The organism is Ruegeria sp. AM9 (genome assembly GCF_056540565.1).
Window position 1 is genome coordinate 152,675 of the sequence record NZ_JBQFWY010000002.1, and the last position, 21,940, is coordinate 174,614.

Below are 21,940 nucleotides of genomic sequence, written 5' to 3' on the forward strand. Positions count from 1 at the left end.
GGATTACTCGAAATTGTCCTGCACAAGGCGGCTGAGGGCACGGACGCCCCAGCCGGTGGCCCCTTTGGGTGCGTAGGATGTGTCCGAAGACACCGAGGCCACGCCCGCGATATCGAGGTGAATCCACGGCGTGTCCTCTTTGACGAACCGCTGCAGGAACTGCGCAGCGGTGATCGAGCCCGCCGGACGGCCACCAACATTCTTCATGTCGGCAATGCGCGATTTCAGCTGCTTGTCATAGGCCTCGCCCAGCGGCATCCGCCATGCACCCTCATCCTCGGCTTTGGCCGATTTCAGGAAGGCATCGCAGAACGTGTCGTTGTTCGAGAAGACACCGGCATTCTCATGCCCCAGCCCGATGATGACCGCACCGGTCAGGGTGGCCAGATCGATCATGCCGACCGGCTTGAACCGCTCTTGCGCGTACCACATCACGTCGCACAGAACCAAACGACCCTCGGCATCGGTGTTGATGATTTCGACCGTGTCGCCCTTCATCGATTTGACCACGTCACCCGGACGGGTCGCGTTGCCCGAGGGCATATTCTCGACCAGCCCAACCAGCCCGACCACATTGGCCTTGGCCTTGCGCTTGGCCAGCGCGCGCATGGTGCCCGCGACCACGCCCGCGCCGCCCATGTCCATGGTCATGTCTTCCATGCCGCCCGCCGGTTTCAACGAGATGCCACCAGTGTCGAACACCACGCCCTTGCCGACCAGGGCCAGCGGCGCGTCGTCCTTGTCGCCGCCGTTCCACTGCATCACCACAACTTTCGAGGGGCTGACCGAGCCCTGCCCGACGCTCAGCAGCGTGCGCATCCCCAGTTCTTCCAGCTTGTCCTCATCCAGAACTTCAACCTCAAGGCCCAGTTCCTTCATCTCGACCAGACGATCGGCGAATTCGGTGGTGGTCAGGACGTTGGCCGGTTCGTTGGTCAGGTCGCGGGTCATGCGCACACCATCGGCCACAGCGTATTGCGGGGCAAAGGCGGCTTCGACCTCATCAGACTTTTGATGGCTGATTGTAACGGTTCCTGCTTCGTCCGATTCCTTTGTTTTATGCGCGTCAAAATCATAGCTGCGCAGGGCGATACCCATGGCCAGGTCCTCGGTGCGCACCTGATTGCCCGCCATCACCAGCAGGTCCTTGCCACCCGCCAATTTGGCCAGCGCGGCACCGGCCTTGCGCGCCTCGGCCGCATCGGGGCGGCGCGGCAAAACGACGATATCCAATGCCTCTGCCGCCATGCCGCCGGGCCAACCCAGCGAGATCACGTCGCCCGTTTTGACCTTTTCGAACCGGGCGCTTTCGATCAGCCGGGCAACTGCGCCGCGCGTCAGTCGATTGGCGCGACGCACCGCGGGGCTCATCTTGCCCTCAGGCGGCACGATCACGGCCACACGCCCCTCGGCCTGTGCCATCACGTCCACGTCAAAGGGCTGAAACCGGATCGATACAAGACTGCTCATTGCGAACTCCTCAAAATCTGTTCCCCAAGACCTAGCCCGCCCCGGACGGCTTGACCAGATAGCAGTTTTCCCCGCGCGCCAATTGCATTACAGTCTCCGAAAAATTCCGGCAGGATCGGGGGAGAACGAGTTGGCGAGACAGGGCAGGCATAAGCCGGTGCGCATCCGCGCAGGCGACGGTGATTTCGGCCCGATGATCGCCCATTTCCCCAAGGAAATCGTCCGGGCGGAGGCACATTCGTGATCCTCGACCGCTATTTCGCCCGCCGGTTCATTCAGAGCTTTCTGGTCATCGGCGGCATTTTCCTGACCCTGCTGATTCTGATCGATCTGGTCGAGCAGGCCCGCCGGTTCGACTCGGAAAACCTGTCCTTTGGCACCCTGCTGCACCTGACCCTGCTGAATACACCGGCGGCGATCAGCGAAATGCTTCCGCTGCTGGTGATCTTGTCCACCATCGCGCTGTTTGTCGGGATGGCGCGCAGTTCCGAACTGGTTGTGACCCGTGCCATCGGACGGTCGGGTATCCGGGCGCTGCTGGCACCGGTGTCGCTGGCCCTGGTGATCGGCACCCTTGCAGTGGCCTTGCTGAACCCGATTTCCGCCGCGACGTCCGAAGAGTTTCGTCGCCTGTCCGACACCTACAAGAACAAGGGCGATTCCGCCCTGTCCATCACCAGCGAAGGGCTTTGGCTGCGGCAGGGGTCAGCAGACGGGCAATCGGTCATTCACGCCAGCGGCACCACCAATGCCGACACGTTGGAACTGACCTGGGTGACGATCATCTCGTTTTCACCGGATGGCAAACCGACGCAGCAGATCGTCGCTGATCAAGCGCGGCTTTCAAACGGGTCGTGGATCCTGTCCAACGCAAAAATCTGGTCTCTGGCCGACGACGTGAACCCGGAGGCCGCTGCCGAGGTCCACCGGCAGATCGAACTCCCGACCTCTCTGACGCGGCAGCGCATTCTGGATACGCTGGGCCAGCAGGATTCGGTTTCGGTCTACGACCTGCCCCAATTGATCCGCGACCTCCGCGAGGCTGGCTTCTCCACCAAACAATACGAGGTCTGGCTGCAGGTTCAGTTGGCGCGGCCCTTCTTTCTGATGGCGATGGTGATGATCGGCGCGGCCTTCACCATGCGCCACGTGCGCTTCGGCGGCACCGGCATCGCGGTTCTGTCCGCCGTTCTGCTGGGCTTTGCCATTTATTTCGTTCGCAACTTTGCCCAAATACTCGGGGAAAACGGTCAATTGCCAATCATCGTCGCGGCCTGGGCGCCACCCTTTGCTGCCATTCTTCTGTCCCTCGGCCTTCTGCTTCATGCGGAGGACGGCTGATGCGGATCATATCTCACCTTTTGCTGTCAGGCGCCGTAGCACTGGCATTGCCAACCGCTGCTGCGGCTCAGGCCCAGCCCGCCGCCGATCCGGCGCAGGATGTTCAGCAGCAAGACCAGCCCGCCCTGCTGGTGGCAGATGAGATTTTCATCACGCCCGAACGTGTGCTGGTGGCCGAAGGCAATGTCGAGGCCTTTCAGGGTGACGTCAAAATCACCGCCGACCGCGTCACTTACGACCGCGAGACCGGCGCGCTGACGCTGGAAGGCCCAATCCGCATCGATCAGGCCGGAGCGACGACGATCCTGGCGGATTCGGCGGAACTGGATGACAGCATCCAGAACGGCCTGCTGATCGGTGCCCGGATGGTGTTCGACCAACAGGTTCAGATTGCCTCGGTTCAGGCCACCCGCGCGGTCGGCAGATACACGCAGTTCAGCAAGGTCTCGGCCACTTCGTGCCATGTCTGCGCCAACGGCAAACCGCCGATCTGGCAGATCCGCGCCCGTAAGGTCACCCATGATCAGTTGGAACGGCAGCTTTATTTCGAAGGGGCGCAGTTGCGGGTGCTGGACGTGCCGGTCTTTTACTTCCCCTACCTGCGGCTGCCGGACCCGACCTTGGATCGCGCCACCGGATTTCTGGTGCCTTCAGTCCGGACCACATCGCAGCTGGGAACCGGCGTTCAGGTGCCCTATTTCATCAAGCTGGGCGATCACAAAGACCTGACGCTGACGCCCTATGTCTCGTCCAAGACCAAGACCCTTGGGCTGCGTTTTCGGCAAGCGTTCAAGAACGGACGCATCCAGCTTGAGGGCGCCTATACCCGTGACGACCTGCAAGATGGCGAGGACCGGGGATACCTGTTCGCCAACGGTTGGTTCAATCTGAACGATGGCTACCGGTTCCTGTTCAACATCAGAACCACGTCAGACGATGCTTATCTGGCGGATTACGGCCTGCCCGATCTTGACCGCCTGCGCAGCGAGGTCGCCCTTGAGCGGATCAAGCGCGACACCGCGTTTCGCACCAGTTTCATCCACTACAAAACTCTGCGCGACAGTGAAAACCAGGATGAAATCCCGTCGCGGATCTTTGACCTGTATTATCAAAAACGCCTGTTCCCAACGTCCTTGGGCGGCGAGGTCCGGCTGAGCTTCATCACGCACGCGCATGAACGCACCAGCGACGAAGACGTCCTCGGTCGCGATATTGCCCGCGCCACCTTTGATGCGGAATGGTTGCGCAACTGGACCTTCGCCTCAGGCCTGCGGGCCGAGGCGCGTGTGGGCACGTCCGTCGATACGTTCAACATCCGCCACGACAGCAATTTCCCCGATCAGGTGACCCGGGCCACCCCCCGCGCGGCACTGACGCTGCGCTATCCGATGCGCAAGCGGGAAACGTCCGGGGCAACCCAGATTCTGGAACCGATTGCCCAGGTCGGCTGGACACATGTGACCGACGACGATGTGCCCGACGACGAAAGCACCTTTCAGGAGTTCGATCAGGGCAACCTTCTGTCACTGTCCAGGTTCCCTGCCCCGGACCAGCGCGAAGATGGCCTGACCGGCGTCATCGGCGTCAACTGGTCGCGCTATTCCGCCGGCAACTGGCGGGCCCTGGCTACGATCGGTCAGGTCTTTCGCGCCGATGCGGACCCCAATTTCAACCTGACCTCAGGCTTGCAGGGCACGACCTCGGATCTGCTGCTGGCCGGTCAGATTCAGACGGCGAACGGCTGGTCTCTGGCCGGGCGCGGCCTGCTGAACGGGGATTTCAGCTTTGCCAAGGCCGAACTGCGCGCCGCATGGCAGAAACCGACAGTGGGGGTCACCGGCAGTTATGTCTGGCAAGAGCCCGATCCGGCGGAAAACGTGGACGACGAGATTTCCGAGGTCTGGTTGACCGGACGTTACCGTGTCGATCAGAACTGGAACACAACCGCCCTGGCACGCTATGACCTGAGCGAGTCCGAGCCGATCCGCTATGGGTTGGGGGTCACGTATCAGAATGAATGTGTGCAGGTTAACATGGACGTCAGCAGGCGCTTTACCTCATCATCAAGTATTGAGCCTTCGACAGAATTCGGCTTTACCGTAGCCCTGACGGGTTATTCCGTCACCAGTGGCGGCCAACAGTACAAGAGAAGATGCAGTTGATTTCAGGTTTCTCCAGTTTCCTTCGCTCCGGTTGGCTAAAACCGGTCGCCCCCGTGCTGGTTGGGGCAATGCTGGCCATGACATCGCCTCAGGCCGATGCGCAAAGCCTGTTTTCGCCGGCGATCAAGGTCAATCAGGATATCATCACCTGGTATGAGTTGAGCCAGCGGCAACAGTTCCTGACCGCTCTGGGTGCGCCCGGCTCATCCGATGAGGAAGTGCGCAATGCGCTGATCGACGACCGGCTGCGTCGACAAGCCATGCGCGAGGCCGGCATTCAGGCCGCGCCCGAAGACATTCAGGTCGGGATCGACGAATTTGCCGCGCGTGGGCAATTGTCGACCGATCAGTTCCTGCAATTGCTGGCCGATCAGGGCGTCGATCGCGAAACCGTTCGTGATTTCGTCGCCGACCAGATTACGTGGCGCGACTATATCAGCGCGCGTTTCCTGTCGCAGGCCCGCCCGACCGATGACGAGATCAACCGCGCGCTGGGACAAACCGACAGCGGCGGCCTGCAGGTGTTGCTGTCCGAAGTCATCATCCCGGTGAACCAGCAGACCGTGGCTCAGGCGCGGCTTTTGGCGGACGAAATCTCCCAGTTGGAAGGCTTTGATGCGTTTTCAGCGGCAGCGACGCAGTATTCAGCGGCGGCTACGCGCGACAACGGTGGACGGCTGGACTGGCTGAACCTCTCGAGCCTGCCGCCGGCGTTGCAACCGGTGATCATCGGGCTGAAGAACGGGGATATCACACAACCGTTGACCCTGCCCAACGCCATCGCCCTGTTCCAGATGCGCGGCCTGCGCGAGGTTGCGACGGGCACCACCCGCTATTCCGAGATCGACTATGCGATCTACAACATGCCCGGTGGCCGCAGCGCTGACACCCTGGCCAAAGCCGCCCAACTGAGGGAAGAGATCGACACCTGCGATGACCTCTATGGCATTGCCAAGGAGCAGCCCGCCGAAGTGCTGCAACGCATTCAGGCCAGCCCGGGCGAGATTCCCCGCGACGTGGCGCTGGAGCTTGCCAAACTGGACCTGAACGAGGTGTCCACAACGCTGACCCGCAACAACGGCCAGACGCTGATGTTCCTGATGCTCTGCACCCGTACCCGCGATCTGGGCGAAGAGACGACGCGCACGGATGTGGCCAACGCGCTTACCCAACAACGGCTCGAGGCATTTGCCAACAGCCTGCTGGCACAGCTGCGCGCCGAAGCGACCATCGTCGAACAATGACGGCCCCGATCGCGCTCAGCTGCGGCGATCCGGCCGGTATAGGCCCGGAAATCGCAGCCAAAGCGTGGTCGGACCTGCGTGACGCCTGCCCGTTTTTCTATATCGGTGACGCCGCCCATTTGCCTCCCGACACCCCGGTCGCGCACATCTCGCACCCATCCGAGGTTGCTGCAGCCTGCGCCTCTGCCCTGCCGGTATTGCAGCTGGATTTCCCGGCGCCCAACGTCCCGGGCCAGCCGGACCCGGCCAACGCGCCATATGTCATCGACGCCATTGAACAGGGTGTCTCGCTGGTACAATCCGGCGCCGCCTCGGCACTGTGCACCGCGCCGATCCACAAGAAGGCGCTGATCGACGGGGCCGGGTTTGCCTATCCCGGCCATACCGAGTTTCTGGCCGCACTCGCGGATCGCAAACGGGTGGTGATGATGCTGGCCTCCGACCAATTGCGCGTGGTGCCCGCGACTATCCACATCCCCCTGTCGCAAGTGCCTTCGGCCCTGACCCCGGGCCTGCTGCGCGAGACGATTTCCATCACCGCCGAGGGCCTGCGCCGCCAGTTCGGCATCGCCCATCCCCGCATCGCCATAGCGGGCCTGAACCCACACGCGGGCGAAGGTGGCAAAATGGGACGGGAAGAGCTGGACTGGATCGCCCCGCTGATCGAAGGCATGCCCACCGACACCTATACGGTAACCGGCCCACACCCGGCAGATACGATGTTCCACGCCGCCGCCCGCACCCACTATGATACGGCGATTGCGATGTACCACGATCAGGCGCTGATCCCGATCAAGACGCTGGATTTCGACCGCGGCGTGAACGTGACGCTGGGCCTGCCCTTCATCCGTACCTCGCCCGACCACGGCACTGCTCTGGATATTGCAGGCAAAGGCATCGCCACCCCGACCAGCCTGATCGAGGCGCTGAAACTGGCCCAACGCATGGCGCAAAGCCCTTGACCCTTCACCTGTCTGAAAATATCCCCGCCGGAGGCAAAATAACTGGCGCATCCCATCAACCCCCGCCACGGTAACCGGATCATGAGCGCTATCGACAATCTCCCCCCTCTGCGTGAGGTCATCGCCACCCACCAGCTCTCGGCGCGCAAGTCGCTGGGCCAGAACTTCCTGCTGGACCTGAACCTGACTGCCAAGATCGCGCGTCAGGCCGGAGACCTGACGGAGTGCGACGTGCTGGAAATTGGCCCCGGCCCCGGGGGTCTGACCCGCGGGCTGCTGTCCGAAGGCGCGCGCAAGGTTGTGGCGGTGGAAAAGGACACTCGCTGCATCGCCGCCCTGAACGACATTGCCGCCGCCTATCCCGGTCGGCTTGAGGTGATCAACGGCGACGCGCTGGAAATCGACCCGCTGGCGCATCTGACACCGCCGATCCGCGTCGCGGCCAACCTGCCCTACAACGTGGGCACCGAACTTTTGGTTCGCTGGCTGGCTCCACGCGAATGGCCGCCCTTCTGGCAAAGCCTCACGCTGATGTTCCAACGCGAAGTGGCCGAGCGCATCGTCGCCCAACCCGGCGGCAAGGCCTATGGTCGCCTCGCCATCCTTGCCCAATGGCGGGCCGAGGCGCGCATTGCCATGTCCCTGCCCCCCGGCGCCTTCACACCGCCGCCCAAGGTCTCCAGCGCGGTGGTCCACCTGACCGCCCTGCCCGAACCGCGCTACCCAGCCGACGCCGCGACCCTGTCCCGCGTCGTTGCCGCGGCCTTCAACCAGCGCCGCAAGATGTTGCGAGCCTCATTGAAAGGCGTTGCCCCGGAAATCGAAGATCGTCTGCTGGCGGCAGGCATCCAGCCCACCGAACGGGCCGAGCAGGTCCCGCTCGAGGCGTTCTGCGCGCTGGCTCGCGAAGTCAAAAAAGGCTGAGCACAAAAAAGCCCCGGCAAAACCGGGGCTTTTGCAATTTCTGTACCAGCGCTTACTCGGCTGCTTCCGGCGCATCGCCGTCCGTCTTGGGCGCATCCTCGGCAGGCGCGGCTTTCGGCTTGCGTGCCCGCGGCTTACGCGCTGGCTTTTCCCTTTTCTCCGGTGCCGGAGTGGGCTCGGCCCCTTTGCTTTCTGGCGTCTCAACCAAACCGCTTTCGGGTGTGGCTTCGGGCGTGCCGAAATCCATCACATCGGGCTGCGGCGCATCGGCCGGGTCCGCCTGACGGGCGGCGTCACGTTCCTGACGCTCGGCGCGTTCGCGGTCACGCTCGGCCTGACGCTCGCGATTCTGGCGCTCCTGCTCTTCGCGGCGCGCTTCGATCTCGCGCTGCGCCTCGCTCAGCAGGCGCAGGTAATGCTCGGCGTGCTGTTGAAAATTCTCAGCCGCCACGCGGTCGTTCGACAGCTGGGCGTCGCGCGCCAGCTGGTTGTATTTGTCAATGATCTGCTGGGGCGTACCGCGCACCTTGCCTTCGGGACCCGAGCTGTCAAAAACCCGGTTAACAACGTTGCCGCCAGAAGGACGATTGCGGTTATTCTTGGCCCGCGAGCGGGATTTGGAAGATCTCATCTTACTTTACGTCAGCCTTGTCATTCGGTGCCGATGAAGTCGCGTCCTGCACTGCTCAATGGCTTTAGCCGTCACGCGATGTCGACTTTTTTGGGCTTGGCGTCAGGGGCCCGCTGAAACAGCGTCAACCTCTCCGACTGACTCTGAGTAAGCATGTCCAGCGCGCGCAGACAAGAGGTTTGTCCGATAATTCGCAGCTTTTTTACATTAATCGGCGCTTTTCGGCCTCACCTGACGGCGTATTTACGGCATTCTGGCCAGAACAACACGATCACGGCCATCCAGATCGGGAATGATCCGCGTTTCGGCCAGGCCCGCGGCCTGGAACAGGGATGCGACGCTTTGACCCTGCGTCGGGCCAATTTCGACCAGAATTCGCCCCCCCGACATCAGAAAGTCCGGCGCCGAGGCTGCGATATGGCGGTACGCGCCAAGCCCGTCGCCCTCATCCGTCAGGGCCATGCGCGGCTCGTGCTCGCGCACTTCGGGGGACAAGTCGTTCATTTCGGACAGGGAAATATAGGGCGGATTTGAAACGATCAGGTCGAATTCGCCCTCTATGTTCTCAAACCAGTCCGAGCGCAAAATCTCGGCCCTCTCCTGTACTTTGTGCTGCACGGCGTTGGCGCTGGCTTGCAGGCAGGCGGATTCGCTCAAATCCGCACCTACACCCGATGCGCTGGCACGCTCGGCCAGCAGCGTGATCAGAATGCAGCCTGAGCCGGTGCCCAAATCCAGCACATGATCGAATGGTTCACTCAGCGCCGCTTCGATCAATGTCTCGGTTTCGGGGCGCGGGTCCAGCACATCGCGACTGACCCGGAACTGGCGGCCATAGAATTCACGCTCACCCAGCAAATGCGACACCGGCACCCGAATGGCCCGCAACGAGATCAACTGGTCATAGCGTTCGGCAATTTCGGGCGAGAGTTCCTCGGGCGCGATCAGCGTGACGCGGCTGGCCTCGATCCGTGCGGCATGGGCCAGCAACACCCGTGCATCCCGTGCCGGATCGGCCACCCCTGCGGCCCGCAGGCGCGCGGTGGCGGCGACCATTGCCTGTGCTGCTGTCAAAGCCGCAATCATTGTGCCATCTCCGCCAGCAGACGCGCCTGATCGTCGGCGGTCAGCGCGTCGATCACCTCGTCCAGATCGCCCTGCATCACCTGATCCAGCTTATACAGCGTCAGATTGATGCGGTGATCAGTCATGCGGCCCTGCGGGAAGTTGTAGGTTCTGATCCGCTCGGACCGGTCGCCCGAACCCACCTGACTGGCGCGGTCCGCCGAACGTTCGCTGTCGATCCGCTGGCGTTCCATGTCGTAAAGACGCGTTTTCAGCACCTGCATCGCGATCTCTCGGTTGCGGTGCTGCGATTTCTCGGAACTGGTCACCACCAGCCCCGTCGGTAGGTGCGTGATCCGCACCGCCGAATCGGTGGTGTTCACGTGCTGCCCACCTGCGCCAGAGCTGCGCATGGTGTCGATGCGAATGTCATTGGCGTCGATCTGGATGTCCACGTCTTCGGCCTCGGGCAGAACCGCCACTGTGGCCGCCGATGTATGAATGCGCCCGCCGCTTTCGGTTTCCGGCACACGCTGCACCCGATGCACTCCGGATTCGTATTTCATCCGGGCAAAGACATTGTCACCCTTGATATGGGCCACGACCTCTTTGATCCCACCGAGGTCCGAGGCCTGTTCTTCAATAATCTCGAATTGCCAGCCGCGCCCTTCGGCGTACCGCTGATACATGCGCAGCAAATCCCCCGCAAACAGCGCCGCCTCGTCGCCGCCCGTGCCGGGGCGGATTTCCAGCATCGCAGGCCGCGCATCGGCCTTGTCCCGTGGCAGCAATGCCAGTTGCAGGGCGTGCTCGGCCTGCGGGATGCGGGCCTGCAGGCCCGGAATTTCCTCTTCGGCCAGTTCTTTCATGTCGGGGTCGGCCAGCATGACCTCGGCCTCGGCCAGATCGGCGACCAGCTGCCGCCAGACCATGATCTGATCGACCACCGGCTTGAGGTCCGAATACTCTTTGGCCAAGGCCGCAATATCCCCACCCGAGGCGCCATCGGCCATGGCGGCTTCGAGGTACTGGAATCGCTGGGTTATCTGTTCAAGGCGTTCTTCGGGGATCATCCGCGCGGTGTCTCTTAATCCGAGGCTTTGGTCAAGGCCCGTCGCTGTGCTATGCTGACGCGTATGACACGTTTAGCGCTTGTTTTACTGCTGTGCGCGGCCCCTGCCATGGCTGATGTTGTCGGCCCCAAAGGCAAGGTTCAGGACTGTTATTGCACCGATAAATCCGGCACGCGCATAGAACTGGGCGAAATGATCTGCCTTCAGGTCGATGGACGCATGTTCACGGCCCAGTGTCAGATGTCGCTGAACGTACCGATGTGGCGCGAGGTGCAGGAGGGGTGTCTGTCGTCACGGTTGCAGAGTAGCCAACCACCCATCAACGCGATTTCGGTTTACCCCAAAATCTGAACGCCCAAAGCGCAGGCGGGCGTGGATACGCAGCGTGTCTCCGTCCTGTTGAACCGTGGTGTAGTCGGGAAAGCCGATCACCTTGGTACGGGTGATATAGGTGACCATCCCTTTTTCAACAGAACCCGCCAGAACCGCCGTGCGTGGCGTCGCTTGAGCAATAGCGTCCAGTTTCGCCAGACCCTCAGGCCCGGTTTCAATCACCCGAAGCACACCGCCTTTCATGTCCAGATCGGCCTTACCCACGGGTGCAACATGCCACGTCCCGGGGTCGGATGGGGCCAAACGAATATAGGCGCCCACAAGCACCACCAGACCAATGACCAGCCAAAACACCGTTTTCTTCATCCCAAACCCGTTCTTTTGGCAGACAATATGCGCAATGACGCGTCGGACAAGATGCCGATCCTCCTACCGTGACGTCACACCCGGCAGGACGCACAACATCTCGAACAGCAGGTTCGCGGCGGTTAGCGCCGTGTTGCCCGTGGGATCATAAGGCGGAGAGACCTCGACCAGATCGCACCCCACCACATTCAATCCGGCCAGTGCGTGGATCAGTTGCAGCGCCTGCGGTGTGGTCAGTCCGCCGATCTCGGGCGTTCCGGTGCCGGGTGCGAAAGATGGATCAAGGCTGTCGATGTCAAAAGAGATATAGGTCGGGTGATCCCCGACCGTCTTTCGGATTTGCGAGCCGATCTCGGTCAGGTTCTGCTGCCACAGCTCCCACGCGGGGAACTGGCGGAAACCCCAGCCCTTGGCCTCGGTAAAATCGCTGGCCGCATAGCCCGAGCCGCGAATACCGATCTGGAAGGTCTTGTCAGGGACGATCAGCCCCTCTTCGTAAGCGCGGCGGAAGACGGTGCCGTGGGTCTCTTTCTCGCCGAACATCTCGTCATTCACGTCCGCATGCGCATCCACATGAACCAGAGCCACCTGCCCCCGTTTGGCCGCAATCGCCCGCAAGATCGGCAGGGTGATCGAATGGTCCCCTCCCATCGCAACAGGTGTCACACCTTGCGCCAGAATGGCGTCATAGCTTTCTTTGATGATCTTGAGGCTATCGGACAGTGAGAAGGTATTGATCGCCAGATCGCCGATATCCGCGATTTGCAGGCTGTCGAACGGAGCCGCGGAATTGGCCATGTTATAGGGCCGGATCATCGCACTTTCGCCACGGATCTGCTTTGGCCCGAACCGTGTCCCCGACCGCCATGAGGTTCCGATATCCATCGGAATGCCCAACACGGCCACATCCAGCCCGGCCAACGTATCCGCCTGCGGCAGGCGCATGAATGTATTCGGCCCCGAAAACCGCGCCAGATCGTTGCCGCTGATGGGTTGGTTAAACTCTGTCATGCCCGTATGTCTCCCGTCCGGTCTTTTGGTTAACGTGATACCGGAAAGATGGCTAACCAATGGTTAAGGCATCAGCTTGTTCCACCCCAACAGGCAAATAATCTGGGTCGCCACATGAGCGCCCGCAATCGCCGTCGCGCCGGATGTGTCGTAGGGCGGAGAAACCTCGACCACATCACCGCCCTTGATGTTGATCCCGGCGATGTCGCGCAGGATGATCTGCGCCTGGATCGAGCTTAACCCACCCCAAACGGGAGTGCCGGTGCCCGGCGCAAAAGCCGGGTCCAGACCGTCGATGTCAAAGCTCAGATAGACCGGGCTGTCGCCCAGAATACCTTTGATCTTCTGCGCCACGGCGGCAGGCCCGGATTCATAGACCTCGCGCGCGTCGATGATGTTGACGCCCAGTGTGTCCTCGTTCGTGGTGCGGATACCCACCTGAACCGAGCGTTTCGGATCGACGATTCCCGACTTTACCGCCTTGTAGAACATCGTCCCGTGATCCACGCGGGTCATGTCGTCATCGGCCCAGGTGTCGGTATGGGCATCGAATTGCAACAGGGACATTGGGCCATATTTCTCGGCATAGGCTTTCAGGATCGGAAAGCTGATATAGTGGTCCCCGCCCAGCGAAACCGAGGCCACATCAGCGGCCAGAATGGTGCGGATATGGTCGGTCAGCGTGTCGGGAAAAGCCGGGATATTGGCATAGTCATAGGCGACATCGCCATAGTCCACGATGGCCAGCTCACTGAGCGCGTCAAACGGCCAGCCATAGGGCGCGTCCGGCGATTGCAAGGCACTGGCCTCGCGGATGGCGCGGGGCCCCAGCCGGGTGCCGGGGCGATTGGTCACCGCCTGGTCAAAGGGTACGCCCGTAACGGCGATATCCACGCCCTTAAGGTCCTTGGTATACAGCCGCCGCAGAAACGAGGTGGCGCCGCCAAAGGTGTTCTCGAATGACAGCCCTTTGAGGTCCGGATTGGTGAACGCCTCATCGACCTGATTTTTTGCATCTTCCAGTGCCATGTTATTCCCCCGTCAGCCCAACGGCTGCGCCTTTTCGACGATCCGCGCAAAGAAGGACGCCCCAACGGGTGCGATCTCATCATTGAAGTTGTATTTCGGGTGGTGCAGCCCGGCGCCTTCGCCCTGCCCCAGGTTCAAATACGCGCCGGGGCGCGCCTGCAACATGTACGAGAAGTCCTCGGCCCCCATGTTGCGGGTCATGTTGTCGATCACATTGTCAGGTCCCGAGATTTCGCGCGCAACATCCGCCGCAAACCTGGCCTTTCCGGCATCGTTGATCGTGGCGGGATAGTTCACCTCATAGTCCAGCCGCGCCTCAACCCCGTAGGATGCCGCCTGCCCCTGCACGATCTGCTCCATCCGGTCCATCACCATCTTTTGCACGGTGGGATCAAAAGTACGCACGGTGCCGTTGATATAGGCCGTATCCGGGATCACGTTGTTCACCGTACCGGTGTGGATCTGCGTGACCGAGACCACCAGATCGTCCAGCGCGTGGTGATTGCGGCTGACAATGGTTTGCAACGCCTGTGCAATCCCGCAGGCGGCCATCACCGGATCACGGGTTTCATGCGGCATGGCGCCGTGGCCGCCAACGCCCTGAATATACACATGGAACGTATCCACTGCCGCCATGATCGCCCCGGGCGTTGTATGAAAGGCGCCCTCGGCGATTCCGGGCGCGTTGTGCAGCGCATAGACCTGAGCGATGTCGAACCGGTCCATGATCCCCTCTTCGACCATCACGCCTGCGCCGCCGCCTTCTTCCTCGGCAGGTTGAAAGATCAAGGCCACGCGACCTGCGAATTTCCGCGTCTCGGCCAGATAGCGCGCTGCCCCCAACAGCATCGTGGTGTGCCCGTCATGCCCGCAGGCGTGCATCCTGCCGGGGTTCTTCGAGGCGTAGTCAACACCCGTCTCCTCGGGGATCGGCAGCGCATCCATATCGGCACGCAGGCCGATGGTCGGACCTGCACCTTGCCCGTTGATGATGGCCACGATGCCTGTTTTGGCGATACCTTCATGCAGTTCGTCCACACCGAATTCACGCAAACGCTCGGCAACGAAGGCGGCCGTCTCATGGCATTCAAACTCCAGTTCAGGGATCGAGTGCAGATGTTGGCGCCATGCGGCCATATCGGCAGAGAATTCGGCAATTCGGTTGACGACGGGCATCTGGGGTGGACTCCTGATCCTGACTGCGGAATGGATGCATCTGACACCGGAACGAAAGGGTTCGCAATGGCCGAAAATCCTCTGATCCATGACAGCGATGCGGGTATCGAGCGTCTGCTGGAAATCATGCGCCGCCTGCGTGACCCGCAAACAGGCTGCCCGTGGGATATCGAACAGGATTTCGCCACCATCGCCCCCTATACGATTGAGGAGGCCTATGAGGTCGCGGACGCCATCGAGCGCGAGGCCTATGATGAGTTGAAAGGAGAGCTGGGCGACCTGTTGTTCCAGTCCGTCTTCCACGCGCAAATGGCCGAAGAGGCAGGGCATTTCACCTTTCAGGACGTGGTCCGCACCATGTCGGACAAGATGGTCGACCGTCACCCGCATGTGTTCGGCAACGAATCCCGCGACAAATCGGCTGATCAGCAGACCGTGGACTGGGAGACCATCAAGGCGGCCGAACGTGCAGGCAAGGAACAGAAAGGCGCGTTGGACGGCGTGGCGGCTAACCTGCCCGCCCTGCTGCGCGCCCACAAGCTGCAAAAGCGTGCGGCCCGTGTCGGATTCGACTGGCCCGACGCCAGCCATGTGCTGGCCAAGATCACCGAAGAGGCCGCCGAACTGGAAGAGGCCCGCAACAGCATGGACGCCGACGCGCTGGAGGATGAATTCGGCGATCTGCTGTTCGTGATGGTCAACCTGGGCCGCCATCTGGGCATCGAGCCCGAGGCCGCCCTGCGGCGCACCAACGCCAAGTTCACCCGCCGGTTTGAGCAGGTTGAAGCACGGCTCGCTGCACGCGGAAAAACCCCATCGCAGAGCGACTTGGCCGAGATGGACGCACTCTGGGACGAGGTGAAAACCGAGGAGCACCGCGCCAACGGCAAACTCCCGCCTGTGGACGCCGCGACAGGGGCCTGAAACCGCTGGACAAGCGCGGTGACACTTGCGAGTGTCCGCGCTTCAAGACCCCGGAGGCAGAGCATGGCACCCCGCAAAATCATCATCGACACCGACCCCGGACAGGACGACGCCGTCGCCATCCTGCTGGCGCTGGCCAGCCCGGAAGAGATTGATGTTCTGGGGATCACCGCCGTTGCCGGCAACGTGCCGCTGGAACTGACTGCCAAGAACGCGCGGATCGTCTGCGAACTGGCCGGGCGCACGGATGTTCCGGTCTTTGCCGGATGCGACCGCCCGCTGAACCGGCCTCTGGTCACGGCGGAACATGTGCATGGTAAGACCGGGCTGGATGGACCCGTCCTGCCCGATCCGCAAATGCCTCTGGCCGAGGGTCACGCGGTTGATTTCATCATCGACACCCTGCGTGCGCATGAGCCCAGAACCGTGACGCTCTGCCCGCTGGGGCCGCTGACAAATATCGCCACCGCCTTTCAGAAAGCGCCCGACATCGTTGATCGGGTTCAGGACATCGTGCTGATGGGCGGGGCGTATTTTCAAGTCGGAAACATTACCCCGGCAGCGGAATTCAACATTTACGTCGATCCCGAAGCCGCTGAAATTGTATTCAAATCCGGCGTTCATATCGTGGTGATGCCGCTGGACGTGACCCATGACGCGCTGGTCACCAAACACCGCAATGACGCGTTCCGCGCGCTGGATTCAAAGGTCGGTCATGCGGTTGCCGAGATGACGGATTTCTTCGAGCGGTTCGACAAGGAGAAATACGGCTCCGAGGGTGCGCCGCTGCACGATCCCTGCGTGACCGCCTATCTGATCCGCCCCGAGTTGTTCTCGGGTCGTCACATCAACGTGCAGATCGAAACACAGTCGGAACTGACAATGGGCATGACCGTCGCCGATTGGTGGCGCGTCACGGACCACGCACCCAACGCCATGTTCATGGGTGAAATCGATGCCGACGGATTCTTTGACCTGCTAACAGAAAGGCTGGCCCGCCTATGAGCGCCGCACTGAAACTTGCCCGCCCCGCAGACCTGGATCGCCTGATGGGGCTGGTCACCGCCTTTCACACCGAGGCCGGTATCGAACAGGATGTCGATCAGACCCGTAACGCGCTGGCCCCCCTGCTAGAGGGCATACCACACGGTTGTATCTACCTGATAGGCCCCGGCCGCGCGCCGCTTGGCTATATCGTCCTGACCTTCGGCTGGTCGGTCGAGTTCGGCGGCATGGACGGTTTCGTCGACGAGATTTACATCCGCCCCGCCGTCCGGGGCCGCGGGATCGCGACCGAGGTGCTGTTGGACCTGCCCAAAGCCCTTGCCGGGGCCGGTCTGACCGCGTTGCATCTGGAAGTCGATCGTAGCAGCGAAGCCAACCAGAAACTGTATCTGCGCACCGGCTTCAGACCGCGTGAGCGTTACATGCTGATGTCCAGAAAGCTCTGACGAACGTCCCCATCACGACCGCAAAGACCCATGATCGGTTCAATCGCTCCTAGCGGGACTCGCCGCGGAAGACATATGTGGGCATGTCCATACTCTGAACCGGATCATTCGCAGACACCGGATCACCGGTTATCGGGTAAGTGCCCGGCCCTGCGCAGGCCGCCAAGAATGCAGTGCTGATCACTGAGGCTACGAGAAGGAATTTCGAACCAGTCATGGTGTTCTCCTTTCTGTAATGCCGCCAGAATAGGTCAGCTCAATTTGACACAAATAGGAAAAAGTTCACACATAACCCAATTTATGTCGGCCAAGAATCCGCTTTCCGAAAAAGCGGTCGCCTTTTCAGGATATTACACAACAAAAAAATTCCGATTTTTTTGGGCGGCGACCCTCTTCAACCCAGCCTGTCCGCCAGGGTCATAAAATCTTCGGCGACAATATCCCAGTTCCCTTCAGCCTGCAGATCATGGGATTGAGACGGCCCGCACTCGGTCGGGCGGGCCACGAAAGCGGTTTTCAAACCCGCCTGCCGGGCGGCATACAAGTCATTATTATGCGCAGCGACCATCATGACCTGGTCGGGGGGCAGACGCAGCGCGGCACAACTGGCCAGATAAACTTGCGGCTTGGGTTTGTAGTTCCTCGCGATCTCGGCCCCCAGAATGCAGTCCCAGGGCAATCCGCCATATTTCGCAAGCCGGGTCATCAACGCGATTGAACCGTTGGAACAGGGCGCGATGATCCTGTTGTGCTTTAGGGCCTGCAATCCCGGCACCACGTCGGGCCAGGGGTCCAGCCGTTCCCATGCGGCGGTCAGATCGGCGGGATTTGGGGGCGTGACGCCAAAACGGGTGGCCACGACCTCAAGATTTTCGCGGTGCAGGTCATCCAGAGGCACATAGCCCCTGCCCCCTTCACGAATGGCCGCCATCGAGGGGTCGTACTCTGCCCGCCACGCATCTGCAAATTCCAGGGCGTCCAGATCCGGCAGAACCGCTGCCACTTCGCGTGCGATGGAACTGCGCCAGTCTACGCAGGTACCGAACACGTCAAAGATCAGCGCTTCTACCATGACTTGGCCTTCATCCTGACGAGCCCTGCCCGGTTTCAGGCAGGGCTGTTTTTTGCCGGATCAGCGCTTCAGGATCGAAGCCCCGGCATATTCCGCAACCTCGCCCAGCGATTCCTCGATGCGGATCAGTTGGTTGTACTTGGCCAACCGGTCCGACCGCGCCAGCGAGCCGGTTTTGATCTGACCACAGTTGGTTGCCACGGCCAGATCGGCAATGGTGGCGTCCTCGGTCTCGCCCGAGCGGTGCGACATCACGTTGGTATAGCGCGCCCGGTGCGCCATATCCACAGCACGCAGGGTTTCGGTCAGCGAACCGATCTGGTTCACCTTGACCAGCATCGAGTTGGCGCAGCCGTTTTCGATCCCCTGAGCCAGACGTTCCGGGTTGGTCACGAACAGGTCGTCGCCTACCAGCTGCACCTTGTCACCCAGCATATCGGTCAGCGCCTTCCAGCCGTCCCAGTCATCCTCAGACATGCCGTCTTCGATCGAGATGATCGGATAGTCATTGACCAGCGCCGCCAGATAGGCCGCGTTTTCGTCCGAGGTCAGAGTCTTACCCTCACCGGACAAAACGTATTTGCCGTCCTTGTAGTATTCGGTCGCAGCGCAATCCAGCGCCAGGTGGATTTCCTCACCCGGTTTGTAGCCTGCCTTTTCGATGGACTTCAGGATGAAATCCAGCGCTTCGCGGGTCGAGGCGATGTTCGGAGCAAAGCCGCCCTCGTCACCGACACCGGTGGCCAGACCAGCGGCCGACAGCTCTTTCTTCAGCGTGTGGAAAACCTCGGCCCCCATGCGCACCGCCTCGCGGATATTCGCGGCCGAGGTCGGCATGATCATGAATTCCTGAATGTCGATCGGGTTGTCCGCATGCTCGCCGCCGTTGATGATGTTCATCATCGGCACCGGCAGAACGCGGGCCGAGGTGCCGCCGACATAGCGGTACAGAGGCTGCGTGGTGAAATCCGCCGCTGCTTTCGCGGCCGCCAGCGAGACACCCAGAATGGCGTTTGCGCCCAGACGGCCCTTGTTCTCGGTGCCGTCCAGTTCGATCATTGCCTCGTCGATGGCAACTTGCTCGGTTGCGTCGAAACCCACCAGTTCCTCGGCGATCTCACCGTTCACGGCAGCGACGGCTTCCAGCACACCCTTGCCCATGTAGCGGCTTTTGTCACCGTCGCGCTTTTCCACCGCCTCATAGGCACCGGTCGATGCACCCGAGGGCACCGCCGCGCGGCCCATGGTGCCGTCTTCCAGGATCACGTCCACTTCGACCGTCGGGTTGCCCCGGCTGTCCAGAATTTCGCGTGCGTGAATGTCGATGATGGTGCTCATGAGGCCCGTCCCTGTGGCTGAAATCAGTTGCACGCCTCATAGCATTACCGGGTAAAAAGTAAACCGGTCATGTTAACGCTAACACGTACATAATCGGAGCTTTAGGGCTAACAGGTTGCTGTTTGCGCCAACGTGCGACGATCCGTCAGGCGGCAAGCGCCATCTCGCGGGCCAGCTTGCGTTCGCGAATAAAGGTGTACATGCCCGACCCCATGATCAACGCGGCCCCGGACAGAGTCACGAAATCAGGGCGTTCCCCGAACATCAGCATCCCTGCCATGATCGAAAAGATCAGCCGGGTATAGCGGAAAGGCATCAGCGCCGAAGCCTCGCCGATCCGCATGGCAGTGACGATGCCGTAATAGCCCAGAACGCCAAAACCGACGGCGCCCAAATACGGGCCAATCTGCGCTGATTGCAGCGGAATAACGGGTTGTGCGGTAAACACCATCAGCGCCACACCCGACACGGCCACCGCAAAATAGGCCTGCAAGGCCACCACCGAAGACGCAACCCGCGGATCTAGCTTGCGGGTCAGCAGGTCCCGCGCAGCGATGGCAATTACGGTTGCCACGACGAACAGAGAGTCGGGCTGAAACCCTTCAAACCCCGGCCGGATGATCATCAGAACGCCGATGAAGCCGACCCCGACGGCGCTCCACCGCCGCCAGCCGACCTTTTCCCCCAGAAACAGCGCGGCACCCATGGTGACAACCAGCGGCAGCGCCTGGAACACGGCGGCCACGGTGGACAGGTCCACCAGCGACAGTGCGGTGACGAAGGTCAGCGCCCCGACCATCTCGGTCGCGGCGCGGGCCAGCGGCAAGGGCTTCCAGGCCACCGGATCAAGGATGCGCTTGCGGGTGGCCAGCGCCAATACCGCAAACAGAAAGCCACAGACCACGCCCAGAACAACCATGATCTGGCCGGTCGGCACGGTGCCCGACAGCAGCTTGATGAACATGTCCTCAAGCGCAAAAGCCGCCATAGCGCCGACGACAAGCAAAATGCCGTTTACGTTGTTCATGGTCATTTCCGTAAAACTCCGCGGCGCAAAGCGCCGCCCCTTACGTCACCCAATACGCAAGACACCCGTTCAGGCAAGCATTAACCGGCCAAAAATCATGATTTCCCGTGGACCCGCTGTTCGCGTTTTGTGATGGATCAGTCCTGATCCAGCGGCACGCCGTACAATTCCAGCCTATGGCCTTTCAGCTTATAGCCCAGCTTGGCCGCTATTTTTTCCTGCAACGCTTCGATCTCGGGGTCGACAAATTCGATCACCTCACCCGATTGCATGTCGATCAGGTGATCGTGGTGGTCGCGCTCGGCATCTTCATAGCGCGCACGCCCGTCACCGAATTCCAGACGCTCGAGAATCCCGGCCTCTTCGAACAGTTTCACGGTGCGATAGACGGTGGCGATGGAAATCCCCGAATCCACCTGCGAGGCGCGGGAATACAGCTCCTCGACATCCGGATGATCTTCGCTTTGTTGCAAAACCTGCGCGATCGTACGGCGCTGGCCGGTCATACGCAGGCCTTTGGCTTCGCAGCGGGCGATGATCGTGTCGGACATATGTGATCCCCAGAGTGGTTCGGGTTTCTGTCTTAATACGTCTATGCGGCTGGCGCTACCGCGGAATTGCGGTTTCCCGCGCCAGCCTCAAATCGGCCCAGATCGGCAGATGGTCGGATGCGATATGCGCAGGCCGCGCGTCGTGCACCCCATGCACCACCGCCTCAAGCCCCGCGCCCAGCGCGATCCGGTCCAGCGCCCCCAAGGGCTGCGCGGCCGGAAAGCTGGGAACGGGCGGCAAAAAGCGCATATCCGGGGCCAGATGATCCAGCACCGGCTGGCGCGACCATTCGTTGAAATCGCCAGCCCAAACGGTGGGCATCTGGCTCAACTCTTCGTCGAAACGGCGGATATGGGTGATCTGCTGCCGCCGGGACGCGGGCAACAGACCCAGATGCATCCCCATCACCCGCAGCGGTCCAATATGGGTGTCGAACTCCACCCGCACCGCCCCACGGGGTTCCAACCCCGGCAGATCGTGGTGACCGGTCTGCCGTACCTGAAGCGCATCGCCACGCCAGATCACCGCGTTCCCGTGCCACCCCAGACTGCCCGCCCCGCCCAGATCTACGACCTGCCACCCGGCCTCATCCAGCAAGAAGTGCGGCAAGGCGGCGGGTCGCGGCGGCAGGCGTTTGTCGGCCTCTTGCAGCACCACGATATCGGCTTTCATGCTGTCGATGACCTGCATGATGCGCTGCGGCTGCCGCCGGAAGTCCAGGCCAACACATTTCTGGATGTTATAGCTGGCAATGCGCAGGGTTGAGGCTTGGGTCATGGACGTCCTGTG

21 protein-coding genes are annotated in these 21,940 nt (G+C 61.4%); 8 read left to right on the plus strand and 13 right to left on the minus strand.

Going from position 1 to position 21,940, the window contains the following annotated elements:
* Positions 1-3: 3 nt before the first annotated feature.
* The gene (locus tag ACR0DO_RS05580; protein ID WP_480557108.1) at positions 4-1,470 is read right to left on the minus strand and encodes a leucyl aminopeptidase; all 1,467 of its coding nucleotides are present in this window, start codon (positions 1,468-1,470) and stop codon (positions 4-6) included.
* Between the two features lie 240 nt (positions 1,471-1,710).
* On the opposite strand from ACR0DO_RS05580, the gene lptG reads away from it, so the two are divergent.
* From lptG to rsmA, 5 genes are all read left to right on the plus strand, one after another.
* Positions 1,711-2,811, plus strand: a complete 1,101-nt coding sequence (gene lptG, locus ACR0DO_RS05585) for an LPS export ABC transporter permease LptG (RefSeq protein WP_170671785.1) — start codon at positions 1,711-1,713, stop codon at positions 2,809-2,811.
* Positions 2,811-4,973: an LPS-assembly protein LptD gene (locus ACR0DO_RS05590; RefSeq protein ID WP_480557109.1), complete on the plus strand. Its 2,163-nt coding sequence runs from the start codon at positions 2,811-2,813 to the stop codon at positions 4,971-4,973. Before lptG ends, ACR0DO_RS05590 begins: the two co-directional genes overlap by 1 nt.
* Positions 4,964-6,217, plus strand: coding sequence for a peptidylprolyl isomerase (locus ACR0DO_RS05595; protein WP_480557110.1), 1,254 nt, complete (start codon positions 4,964-4,966; stop codon positions 6,215-6,217). The genes ACR0DO_RS05590 and ACR0DO_RS05595 overlap by 10 nt, the downstream gene beginning before the upstream one ends.
* Positions 6,214-7,179, plus strand: a complete 966-nt coding sequence (gene pdxA, locus ACR0DO_RS05600; RefSeq protein WP_480557111.1) for a 4-hydroxythreonine-4-phosphate dehydrogenase PdxA — start codon at positions 6,214-6,216, stop codon at positions 7,177-7,179. Before ACR0DO_RS05595 ends, pdxA begins: the two co-directional genes overlap by 4 nt.
* A gap of 81 nt (positions 7,180-7,260) precedes the next feature.
* Complete coding sequence (gene rsmA, locus ACR0DO_RS05605) at positions 7,261-8,103, plus strand: 16S rRNA (adenine(1518)-N(6)/adenine(1519)-N(6))-dimethyltransferase RsmA (RefSeq protein ID WP_480557112.1); 843 nt, start codon at positions 7,261-7,263, stop codon at positions 8,101-8,103.
* A 52-nt stretch (positions 8,104-8,155) separates the two neighbouring features.
* Here the strand turns inward: rsmA and ACR0DO_RS05610 are convergent, their stop codons facing one another.
* The 7 genes from ACR0DO_RS05610 to ACR0DO_RS05640 form a co-directional block, all read right to left on the minus strand.
* Positions 8,156-8,734, minus strand: coding sequence for a DUF4167 domain-containing protein (locus tag ACR0DO_RS05610; protein ID WP_170443581.1), 579 nt, complete (start codon positions 8,732-8,734; stop codon positions 8,156-8,158).
* Between the two features lie 243 nt (positions 8,735-8,977).
* Positions 8,978-9,820 carry a peptide chain release factor N(5)-glutamine methyltransferase gene (gene prmC, locus ACR0DO_RS05615; RefSeq protein ID WP_480557113.1) on the minus strand — a complete coding sequence of 281 codons (843 nt, stop codon included), beginning with the start codon at positions 9,818-9,820 and terminating at the stop codon, positions 8,978-8,980.
* Positions 9,817-10,872, minus strand: coding sequence for a peptide chain release factor 1 (gene prfA / locus ACR0DO_RS05620; RefSeq protein ID WP_480557114.1), 1,056 nt, complete (start codon positions 10,870-10,872; stop codon positions 9,817-9,819). Before prfA ends, prmC begins: the two co-directional genes overlap by 4 nt.
* Before the next feature lie 291 nt (positions 10,873-11,163).
* On the minus strand, positions 11,164-11,571 hold the full coding sequence (locus tag ACR0DO_RS05625; protein ID WP_480557115.1) for a DUF1499 domain-containing protein: 408 nt from the start codon (positions 11,569-11,571) through the stop codon (positions 11,164-11,166).
* A 63-nt stretch (positions 11,572-11,634) separates the two neighbouring features.
* Entirely contained in the window at positions 11,635-12,582 is a 948-nt protein-coding gene (speB, locus tag ACR0DO_RS05630; RefSeq protein ID WP_480557116.1) for an agmatinase, read from the minus strand.
* A 63-nt stretch (positions 12,583-12,645) separates the two neighbouring features.
* On the minus strand, positions 12,646-13,611 hold the full coding sequence (gene speB, locus ACR0DO_RS05635; RefSeq protein WP_480557117.1) for an agmatinase: 966 nt from the start codon (positions 13,609-13,611) through the stop codon (positions 12,646-12,648).
* 12 nt (positions 13,612-13,623) lie between these two features.
* Complete coding sequence (locus tag ACR0DO_RS05640) at positions 13,624-14,787, minus strand: M20 aminoacylase family protein (protein ID WP_480557118.1); 1,164 nt, start codon at positions 14,785-14,787, stop codon at positions 13,624-13,626.
* A 66-nt stretch (positions 14,788-14,853) separates the two neighbouring features.
* Here ACR0DO_RS05640 and mazG point away from each other — a divergent pair, with 66 nt between their 5' ends.
* The 3 genes from mazG (at position 14,854) to ACR0DO_RS05655 (ending at position 17,162) form a co-directional block, all read left to right on the plus strand.
* Positions 14,854-15,711: a nucleoside triphosphate pyrophosphohydrolase gene (gene mazG / locus ACR0DO_RS05645; protein WP_421598542.1), complete on the plus strand. Its 858-nt coding sequence runs from the start codon at positions 14,854-14,856 to the stop codon at positions 15,709-15,711.
* Positions 15,712-15,774: 63 nt separating this feature from the next.
* A complete protein-coding gene (locus ACR0DO_RS05650) occupies positions 15,775-16,716 on the plus strand; it encodes a nucleoside hydrolase (protein ID WP_480557119.1) in 942 nt (313 codons plus the stop codon).
* A complete protein-coding gene (locus ACR0DO_RS05655) occupies positions 16,713-17,162 on the plus strand; it encodes a GNAT family N-acetyltransferase (RefSeq protein WP_480557120.1) in 450 nt (149 codons plus the stop codon). Before ACR0DO_RS05650 ends, ACR0DO_RS05655 begins: the two co-directional genes overlap by 4 nt.
* Before the next feature lie 394 nt (positions 17,163-17,556).
* On the opposite strand, the gene ACR0DO_RS05660 is transcribed toward ACR0DO_RS05655, so the two are convergent.
* The 5 genes from ACR0DO_RS05660 to ACR0DO_RS05680 form a co-directional block, all read right to left on the minus strand.
* Positions 17,557-18,234, minus strand: a complete 678-nt coding sequence (locus ACR0DO_RS05660) for a haloacid dehalogenase type II (RefSeq protein ID WP_480557121.1) — start codon at positions 18,232-18,234, stop codon at positions 17,557-17,559.
* 60 nt (positions 18,235-18,294) lie between these two features.
* Positions 18,295-19,572, minus strand: coding sequence for a phosphopyruvate hydratase (eno, locus tag ACR0DO_RS05665; protein ID WP_480557122.1), 1,278 nt, complete (start codon positions 19,570-19,572; stop codon positions 18,295-18,297).
* A gap of 145 nt (positions 19,573-19,717) precedes the next feature.
* Positions 19,718-20,599 carry a DMT family transporter gene (locus tag ACR0DO_RS05670; protein WP_480557123.1) on the minus strand — a complete coding sequence of 294 codons (882 nt, stop codon included), beginning with the start codon at positions 20,597-20,599 and terminating at the stop codon, positions 19,718-19,720.
* Positions 20,600-20,736: 137 nt separating this feature from the next.
* The gene (locus ACR0DO_RS05675; RefSeq protein ID WP_170671801.1) at positions 20,737-21,150 is read right to left on the minus strand and encodes a Fur family transcriptional regulator; all 414 of its coding nucleotides are present in this window, start codon (positions 21,148-21,150) and stop codon (positions 20,737-20,739) included.
* Positions 21,151-21,205: 55 nt separating this feature from the next.
* On the minus strand, positions 21,206-21,928 hold the full coding sequence (locus tag ACR0DO_RS05680) for an endonuclease/exonuclease/phosphatase family protein (protein ID WP_480557124.1): 723 nt from the start codon (positions 21,926-21,928) through the stop codon (positions 21,206-21,208).
* Positions 21,929-21,940 lie beyond the last annotated feature (12 nt).

What these genes read in the sequence shown, in the direction of transcription:
- prfA (WP_480557114.1), bottom strand. Translation starts at nt 10,872, where the DNA reads ATGATCCCCGAAGAACGCCTTGAACAGATAACCCAGCGATTCCAGTAC.
- ACR0DO_RS05595 (WP_480557110.1), top strand. Translation starts at nt 4,964, where the DNA reads ATGCAGTTGATTTCAGGTTTCTCCAGTTTCCTTCGCTCCGGTTGGCTA.
- ACR0DO_RS05610 (WP_170443581.1), bottom strand. Translation starts at nt 8,734, where the DNA reads ATGAGATCTTCCAAATCCCGCTCGCGGGCCAAGAATAACCGCAATCGT.
- ACR0DO_RS05670 (WP_480557123.1), bottom strand. Translation starts at nt 20,599, where the DNA reads ATGAACAACGTAAACGGCATTTTGCTTGTCGTCGGCGCTATGGCGGCT.
- speB (WP_480557116.1), bottom strand. Translation starts at nt 12,582, where the DNA reads ATGACAGAGTTTAACCAACCCATCAGCGGCAACGATCTGGCGCGGTTT.
- pdxA (WP_480557111.1), top strand. Translation starts at nt 6,214, where the DNA reads ATGACGGCCCCGATCGCGCTCAGCTGCGGCGATCCGGCCGGTATAGGC.
- ACR0DO_RS05680 (WP_480557124.1), bottom strand. Translation starts at nt 21,928, where the DNA reads ATGACCCAAGCCTCAACCCTGCGCATTGCCAGCTATAACATCCAGAAA.
- eno (WP_480557122.1), bottom strand. Translation starts at nt 19,572, where the DNA reads ATGAGCACCATCATCGACATTCACGCACGCGAAATTCTGGACAGCCGG.
- ACR0DO_RS05660 (WP_480557121.1), bottom strand. Translation starts at nt 18,234, where the DNA reads ATGGTAGAAGCGCTGATCTTTGACGTGTTCGGTACCTGCGTAGACTGG.
- speB (WP_480557117.1), bottom strand. Translation starts at nt 13,611, where the DNA reads ATGGCACTGGAAGATGCAAAAAATCAGGTCGATGAGGCGTTCACCAAT.
- ACR0DO_RS05640 (WP_480557118.1), bottom strand. Translation starts at nt 14,787, where the DNA reads ATGCCCGTCGTCAACCGAATTGCCGAATTCTCTGCCGATATGGCCGCA.
- prmC (WP_480557113.1), bottom strand. Translation starts at nt 9,820, where the DNA reads ATGATTGCGGCTTTGACAGCAGCACAGGCAATGGTCGCCGCCACCGCG.
- ACR0DO_RS05675 (WP_170671801.1), bottom strand. Translation starts at nt 21,150, where the DNA reads ATGTCCGACACGATCATCGCCCGCTGCGAAGCCAAAGGCCTGCGTATG.
- ACR0DO_RS05655 (WP_480557120.1), top strand. Translation starts at nt 16,713, where the DNA reads ATGAGCGCCGCACTGAAACTTGCCCGCCCCGCAGACCTGGATCGCCTG.
- mazG (WP_421598542.1), top strand. Translation starts at nt 14,854, where the DNA reads ATGGCCGAAAATCCTCTGATCCATGACAGCGATGCGGGTATCGAGCGT.
- ACR0DO_RS05590 (WP_480557109.1), top strand. Translation starts at nt 2,811, where the DNA reads ATGCGGATCATATCTCACCTTTTGCTGTCAGGCGCCGTAGCACTGGCA.
- ACR0DO_RS05650 (WP_480557119.1), top strand. Translation starts at nt 15,775, where the DNA reads ATGGCACCCCGCAAAATCATCATCGACACCGACCCCGGACAGGACGAC.
- ACR0DO_RS05625 (WP_480557115.1), bottom strand. Translation starts at nt 11,571, where the DNA reads ATGAAGAAAACGGTGTTTTGGCTGGTCATTGGTCTGGTGGTGCTTGTG.
- ACR0DO_RS05580 (WP_480557108.1), bottom strand. Translation starts at nt 1,470, where the DNA reads ATGAGCAGTCTTGTATCGATCCGGTTTCAGCCCTTTGACGTGGACGTG.
- rsmA (WP_480557112.1), top strand. Translation starts at nt 7,261, where the DNA reads ATGAGCGCTATCGACAATCTCCCCCCTCTGCGTGAGGTCATCGCCACC.